The 7,088-nt window shown below is 65.5% G+C and carries 7 protein-coding genes; 3 read left to right on the top strand and 4 right to left on the bottom strand.

Features of this window, described 5'->3' with window-relative positions:
* Together BBH68_RS38590 and BBH68_RS38585 are read left to right on the top strand one after the other, a co-directional pair.
* The coding region (locus BBH68_RS38590; protein ID WP_079151494.1) for a flavin reductase family protein at positions 1-389 on the top strand (389 nt) is incomplete at its 5' end.
* On the top strand, positions 386-736 hold the full coding sequence (locus BBH68_RS38585) for a VOC family protein (protein WP_065968575.1): 351 nt from the start codon (positions 386-388) through the stop codon (positions 734-736). The genes BBH68_RS38590 and BBH68_RS38585, both read left to right, overlap by 4 nt.
* A 91-nt stretch (positions 737-827) precedes the next feature.
* Here the strand turns inward: BBH68_RS38585 and BBH68_RS38580 are convergent, their stop codons facing one another.
* The 4 genes from BBH68_RS38580 to BBH68_RS38565 form a co-directional block, all read right to left on the bottom strand.
* The gene (locus tag BBH68_RS38580; RefSeq protein WP_065968574.1) at positions 828-2,126 is read right to left on the bottom strand and encodes an MFS transporter; all 1,299 of its coding nucleotides are present in this window, start codon (positions 2,124-2,126) and stop codon (positions 828-830) included.
* A gap of 563 nt (positions 2,127-2,689) precedes the next feature.
* A complete protein-coding gene (locus tag BBH68_RS38575; RefSeq protein WP_065968573.1) occupies positions 2,690-4,519 on the bottom strand; it encodes an AMP-dependent synthetase/ligase in 1,830 nt (609 codons plus the stop codon).
* Between the two features lie 121 nt (positions 4,520-4,640).
* Positions 4,641-5,189: a TetR/AcrR family transcriptional regulator gene (locus tag BBH68_RS38570; RefSeq protein ID WP_211301839.1), complete on the bottom strand. Its 549-nt coding sequence runs from the start codon at positions 5,187-5,189 to the stop codon at positions 4,641-4,643.
* Positions 5,190-5,257: 68 nt separating this feature from the next.
* Positions 5,258-6,025 (bottom strand): creatininase family protein, encoded by a 768-nt coding sequence (locus BBH68_RS38565; protein WP_211301838.1) that lies wholly within the window; start codon positions 6,023-6,025, stop codon positions 5,258-5,260.
* 197 nt (positions 6,026-6,222) lie between these two features.
* On the opposite strand from BBH68_RS38565, the gene BBH68_RS38560 reads away from it, so the two are divergent.
* Positions 6,223-7,088 (top strand): LLM class flavin-dependent oxidoreductase (locus BBH68_RS38560; protein ID WP_065968571.1); only part of this gene is annotated, 866 nt, incomplete at its 3' end.

The raw sequence follows: 7,088 nt of genomic DNA, 5'->3' as shown, positions 1-7,088 counted from the left end.
GGTTCACCGCGAGTTCCTTCGCGTCGCTGTCGCTTGATCCACCACTTATCCTGGTCTGCCTGGACCAAGGAGCGGACTGCTTCCCGGCTTTCATAGCGGCTGAGCAGTTCGTCGTGAACATCGTGACGCCCGCGCACGCGAAGTTGGCCATGAGGTTCGCCACGAAGGGCGAGGACAAGTTCGCACACGGGAGCTTCGAGTCCGACGAGGGCGGACACCCGATACTGCCCGACGCCGCAGCGGTCATCCGCTGCGAGCTGGAACAAGCCGTACCCGGCGGCGATCACGTCATTCTCATCGGTCGCGTGCACGACGCGCGCATAGGGAGTGGCAAACCGGTGATGTGGTACCGCGGTGACTTCCTCCACCTCGGGCAGAGCGTTCAATGACCGACAACGTGAAGATCGGGAACGTGCTGCATCCGGTGGCCGACATCGACGCCGCCGTGCGCTTCTACACCGACACCTTTGGCCTGGCCACGAAGTTCGTCGACGGCGACCGCTATGCCGCCCTCGACGCCGGCAGTACCACGTTGGCCCTGACCGGCCCGGCCGAGGACGTCACCGGTGGGGTGCCCGCGGCGTCGTTCAAGGTCCCCCACGTGGCCTCGGCGCTCACCGCCCTCGTACGAGGCGGCGGATCCGTAGTCCGGGAGCCCGAGCAGGGCCCGCACGAGGTCCGGGCCGTGGCCCGGGACCCATGGGGCAACACCGTAGTGATCTACGGGTTGCGGTAGCGGTCGGTCCGGTAGCGGGTCGGCTCGACGATCTCCCGCACCCGGGCGGCTTCCGCACAGCGTTGCAGGAGATCGTGGACCTGGCTGTCAGCTAGGCGGGGAGCGGCTTCGACGCGGTCTTCGGCAGTCGAGCGACGGTGATCACTCCGATGAGTGTTACGGCGAGGATCCAGTAGACGGGGCTGGTTCTGCTTCCGGTACCGGCCACGAGGGCAGCGGCGACGAGTGGCGTGACGCCACCGATGATCACGCCCAGGTTGTAGCCGATCGCGATGCCCGAGTAGCGCACGCTTGCCGGAAACAGCTCCGTGGCCAACGGCCACGTAGGCACCTGCGCCCACCCGGTGAAGAACATGAAGACCAGATAGACGGCTCCGACGGCCCAGAGGTTGGTTGCTGCGATGAGGAGTGCGAAGACCGGCCAAGCGATGACGGCGAAGATGATGTAGGACGCCAGCAGGATGGGCTTACGGTCGTAGCGATCCGTCAACTTGCCCGCCCACGGGTAGGTGAAGGTGGCGAGGGCGATGCACAACGCTGATGTCCAGGCGACGCCTGTGGCGGAGAATCCTTCTTCCTGCAGGAAGATGGCGAAGTAGGCAACGCCGAAGTAACCGGTGCCGTTGAACGCGACAGCCAGGCCCGCCACACGGGCAACCGACAGCGGGTGGCTGCGCAGAGCCGCCAGCATGGGGCTGCGCACGATCGCGGCCTTCTCCTTCAGCTCTTGGAACTGAGGCGACTCCTCGACCCGCAGCCGAGCCTGGAGACACACCACAGTGAGGACCAGCGAGAGGAGGAACGGAATCCGCCAACCCCACGTTGCCATCTGGTCGGCCGGAACCAGCAGTCGGACCAGCCCTACGACGCCGGCGGCCAGGGCGAACCCGAGAGTAGACCCCATGGAAACCGTCGATCCGTAGAAGCCCCGCTTGCCGGGTGGCGCCAGCTCGGCGATGTACGTGGCAGCGCCACCGATCTCGCCGCCGGCAGCGAATCCCTGGGCGAGTCGCACAACGATGATCGCGATCGTCCCGGCGACTCCAATCTGTCCGTAGGTGGGCAGCAGGCCCATCACGCCGCACGCCGCGCCCATCATCACGATCGTCGCGACGAGGGCTGTCCGGCGGCCGCGGCGGTCGCCGAGGCGACTGAAGAACCAGCCACCGAGCGGACGGATGAGGTAGGACGACGCGAACACCGCCAGCGCGGACAGGGTTGAGACCGTCGGATTGTCGCTGGGGAAGAACAACGGTCCGATGGTGAGCGTCAGAAACCCATAGACACTGAAGTCGTAGTACTCGATCAGTGTCCCGACGCCGCCCGCCAGCGACGCACGCCGGGCGGACCTCAAGCTGATCGTCTTTTCGGGATGTTGTGCCGTCGTCATTGACTCTCCTTGTCACACCAGGATGGAAGATGCGCCGTTCGGCCGCCCTCCCCGCGCGAGGTTGACGCCGACAGGTTGCTCGGCGCGATCAGGGGGGTGGGTCCTGAAGCCCCGATCTCTCCGGATTCGAGCGGCGCAGCCGTCAGGGTCTACCTCGTCGGTGACTGCTGATTCGACGACTGCGGGTTCGACGACTGCGGATGGCCATCGGATGACGGGGCGCATTGATGGAGTTCATTGATGGAGCGTCGCCGAGCGCATGCCATACCTCGTGGGTCAGCAGGAACTGCGTACGCACACACTCGATGCACTTCGCATGTGCTGACTCTGACCCGTCGTACCCAGACGCGCAATGCACTGATACGACTGGACTAATTCAAATTCCACAAGCATGGATGCAGAAGAGACATGGTCTGGGAGTGGCGCGCAAGAAGAGAATCAAGTCAGCATTGCCGAACGACTCAAGCCGCAGAGCGGTCCGGGGAACCGAACCGCTCGGGCCGGGGCAGAATCCGGAGATGCAGCAGATGTAAGAGCCACGACCGACTCATCAAGGTTCTTCGCTAATGTGACCGCGGCCGCAGATGGTTCGCGATCACTGTGCCGTCATTCCCGGCGTACATTTCATCGATCAGCGCAGCGAATGAATTCACTACCGCGTTCCGCTTGATCTTGCCATTCGCGGTCCGCTCGCCGCGTTCGGCCTCGAGGGGCCGAGGCAGCACACGGAAGTCCTTCAGCTGTTGCGCGCGTGCGAGGTCCCTGTTGACCCGCCCCAGCTCGGCTCGCAGGCGGTCGGGCAGCACCCCCGAGGTCAGCGCCTTGGCCTGGGTACTCGGCTCGAGCAGCACGGTGAGGTACTTACGCGCGTCGCCCACCACGATTGCTTCGCTGATCAGCGAGCTCTCCTTCAGCCGGGTTTCGATCGGCTGCGGATTGATCGTTTTGCCGCCGCTGGTGATGATCACGTCCTTCTTTCGGCCGATGAGGCGGATCTCACCGTGCGCGGTACGCTCAATCAGGTCGCCGGTGCGGAACCAACCGTCCTGGAGAACGGCATCTGTCTCTTCGGGGTTGCGCCAGTATTCGCGAAACAGCAGAGGTGCGCGGACGAGCATTTCACCGTCATGCGCGACCTCGACCTGGAAGCGTGGGTCCGGGAATTTTCGACCAATATATCCCGGGCGAGGAAACGCCTGGTCGAAATGAGCAACGGGGCAGCCGGCTGTTTCGGTGAGGCCATAGCTTTCGCGTAGATCCAGCCCCCAGATCTGCCACAGCGCGATGACGTTCTCGGGCGTCGCGGCGGAGGCGGTGAAAGCGACGCGAAGGCGGTCCAATCCGACGCTCGCCCGCAACGGCAGGAAGACACGGTGAAGCACTGCGGTGTATGCGATCCGCAGCAATACCGAGGGATGGCCACTGGACCAACGGCACTCGGCCATTCGGCGGCCGATCCACATCGCGCCTTTGTAGGCGTACCGGCGCACCCGGGGCCAAGCCTGCGTTCGTGCGATCAGCTCGCCGGCGGCCTTCTCGTAGAAGCGCGGGGGCCACAGCAGCGCCGTCGGTCGCACGGTGCGCAACGCGTCCTCGTAGTCCTCGATGCGGCAGTACGTCACCACGAGACGTGAGAGCAGCGGAGTGAAGATCAGCAGCAGCGCCGGCGCCACGTGGGCCAGCGGCAGGAAACCGACGATGTCGTGCTCACGGCTGTCGAGTTCCGGATAGAGGCCGACGACGGTCTGGACCGAGTGCTGAAGCGTACGGTGCGAGTGTGCGACGCCTTTCGGAGCTCCTGTGGAGCCCGAGGTGTAGAAGAGAACGGCGGGGTCGTCGAGTCTCGTGGCAGCGACCATCTCGACCAGCCGGTCGGATACGAGGCCTGGAGGCCGCGCTCCCTCTGTGCGCAGCTCCTCCCACGTTGTCCCGGTGATTGCCCCGGGCAGCGCCGACGGGGCGGTGTCCATGCCGACGACAAGCCGCAGCTTGGGTGTGCGGGCTGCGATCTCCGCCACCTTGTCGAGCTCCGTGGTCGTCTCGCCGATGAAGGCCACTGCCTCGCTGTGCGCCAGGATCTGCTCGATCTCGGCGGGCGAGTTGGTCGGGTAGACGCCGACCACCACGCCGCCGACACTCTGCACGGCCAGTGCGGCGAAGGCCCATTCGGGGCGTGCGCTGCTCATCACCGCGACGCGATCGCCGTGCTGCACACCGTGGTCGACAAGGCCGAGCGCGATCTCGCGTACTCGGTCTCGGTACGTCCGCCATGTGATCGCGTGCACAACCCCTTCGCGCCAGTGGCGCAGGGCAATAATGTCGGGCTCGGAGCGCGCACGATCAAGCAACAGCTGCGGATGCGTCCGGATCGGCTCAAAATTCATCAGATCCATCGCACGGCCTCTCCGCGGATCCACCAGAGCTGACGAGCCGGGCCCCATAGGTGCTCTCCCGTCACCGGCCCCCGGCCTGGATCAGGTCAGCGGCTACGAGCCGCCGCCCCTGAAGGCTTTGTCAGATCGCGTCCGCGGGGATGAGTAGCGCGTTGATCGCGGCGGTGCGGATGGTCGTCGCGACGATGTCGGGATCGAGGCCGCTGTTGAACTGGGGCACCGCGTTGATCATCGAGAAGACGGCGTGGGTGAGAACGCGGGTCTGCGCGTCTGACAGGTCGGGCCGCAGCCGGGTGACCAGTCCGCTCCACTCTTCGGCGTAGAGGCGCATCATGCGCCGCATGCGATGGCGCTCGTCTTCCGGGACGTTGTGTTCGTTCTTCAGGAACACCAGCGTGGACGGAACGTTCTGCAGACTGCGTTGGATGTGGTAATCGATCATCTCCTCGAGTGCCTTGCGTGGATCCGTCACCTCGGCTGCCGTCTTGCGGGCATGCGCCAGCAGTTCGCTGAGCGGATCCTCGAGCACGGCGATCAGCAACGCCTGCTTACTCGCGAAGTGCCGGTAGAGCGCGGGGCCGGTCACACCGGCACGCGCGCCGATCATCTCAGTGGTGACCGCATCGAAGGCACGCTCGTTGAACAACTCTCCGGCGACCTTGATCAGCACCTGCCGACGGGTGGCGCGGGGAGATGCGGTACGGGGGGTAGGTGAGCTCGACACACGTGAAGTCTAGTCTAGGTGAGCGGCCGATAACGTTCCCTTGCGTGTTCCGCGAGCAGGTCGGCCACTGCGGTCAGGCAGGCGAAGCCCAGCTCGGACGACATGCCGCGCGGATCGCCGAGCACCCCGCTGGGTGCGACTGCCTTGACACCGTCAGTGAATACGCGGGCCAGCAACGCGTCATCCATGGGCCCGGTGAAACCCGCGGCGGCGCGATCGTTCCTCACGGCGTCCGGCCTCACGGCCAGCATGATCGAAGTTTCGGCCACGTCGGCATGGCCTCCGACGTGGTCGGCCAGGCCGGCGACGCGTTGAGCAGCATCGCGCCACGCACGGAGGACCGCTGCCGAGTCTGCGAACGCGATGACATCCAGGTCGGAGGGAAGTCGCGCGGCGAGCTTCGGCTCGATGTCACTGAGCACCGGGAAGTTGCCGATATGTGCCGAGAAGATCAGCACCCTGCGGAAGCCGTGCACGGCAAGGCTCGCGCAGCAGTCGGCGCAGATGGCTTCGAGCGTCTCGGCCCGCAGCGAGAGCGTTCCGGCGAAGCCGAGGTGGTGCGAAGAGCAGCCGATCCGCACCGTCGGTAGCACGAGCGCGTCGCCGAGCCGCTCGGCGACAAGAACGCCCAGTCGATCGGCGTGATCACTGTCGACCGACATCGGCAGGTGCGCACCGTGCTGCTCCGTGGCGCCCAGCGGCAAGACCGCCGTACGCATACCGCTCGCGATGGCACTCCCGATGTCGGGCGACGACAACCGCTCAATCCGCAACTCGCTCACGTGTGGTCACTCCTCCTCCTGGGCCTGCTCGGCCAGTACCTCGCGGATGCGTCACTACTCGACAGATGGGGAGAGGCCCGCAGTCCGGGCCCGCGCACGTTAGTCAAAAATAACGCCTGCCGCTCTCCCCGGGGTCTTGACCTGGCCTGTGCTGGGCCCTACGTTATCGGCCAATAACATTCGAGGGAAGAGGCGGTATGGACTTCATCCTCATGACCGAGGGGGACACCCCGGTGGGGCTCACCCATGAGCACCGTTACCGGGAGCTGATCGAGGAGGTACTGCTCGCAGAGCGCGTGGGCTTCGATGCCTTCGGCAGTTCGGAGCAGCACGTCGCCATCGGGACGGCCTCGGTCTCCGCGCCGGAGGTGCTCTACCCGTACCTGATGGCTCTCACCAGCCGGATCCGCTTCATCCACCTGGTGACCCTGCTGCCGACACGGATGAACCACGCCCTGCGCGTCGCGGAGCGTGTGGCGACCGAGGACATCCTGTCCAACGGCCGTGTCGAGCTTGGTACCGGGCGCGGCAACACCACGCTCGCCCTGCGCGCGTTTGAGGTGGACCCTTCCGAGAACAAGGCTCAGTGGCGTGAGGGCATCGAGCTGATCCGGAGCGCGTTCCTCAACGACGTGTTCTCGTACGTGGGCGAGCACTACAAGATCCCACCCCGCAGCCTGGTCCCCAAGCCCCTGCAAACCCCCTACCCACCCATCTCAGCCGCCGCCGGCAGCCCCAGCTCCGTCGAAACCGCCGCCACCATGGGCATCGGCGCCATCATGGGCGGCCTCTACCTCGGCTTCGACCTCGTCGAAAACATGGTCAAGCTCTACGACGAAACACTCGCCGCCACCGACCACCCCTACCCGATCACACCACGCAAGATGGTCGCGGTCGCCGGTGGTATGCACTGCGCCGAGACCACTGCCCAGGCCCGCCTCGAGGCGAAGCCCCTGTTCGAGATGGCCAAGCTCTCCACCGACGCATACGAGCGCCTGTCGAAGCTGTCGAAGGACTACGCCTACATGGGCGCTGTCAAGGACATCGACTTCAGAGGAGTACA

Source organism: Streptomyces sparsogenes (assembly GCF_001704635.1).
In the GTDB taxonomy this organism is placed as follows: Bacteria; Actinomycetota; Actinomycetes; order Streptomycetales; family Streptomycetaceae; genus Streptomyces; species Streptomyces sparsogenes.
This window is presented reverse-complemented; position numbering and strand designations above follow the sequence as displayed.

Coding starts and splice junctions, on each gene's coding strand:
- BBH68_RS38580 (WP_065968574.1), bottom strand. CDS start 2,126: ATGACGACGGCACAACATCCCGAAAAGACGATCAGCTTGAGGTCCGCC.
- BBH68_RS38585 (WP_065968575.1), top strand. CDS start 386: ATGACCGACAACGTGAAGATCGGGAACGTGCTGCATCCGGTGGCCGAC.
- BBH68_RS38575 (WP_065968573.1), bottom strand. CDS start 4,519: ATGGATCTGATGAATTTTGAGCCGATCCGGACGCATCCGCAGCTGTTG.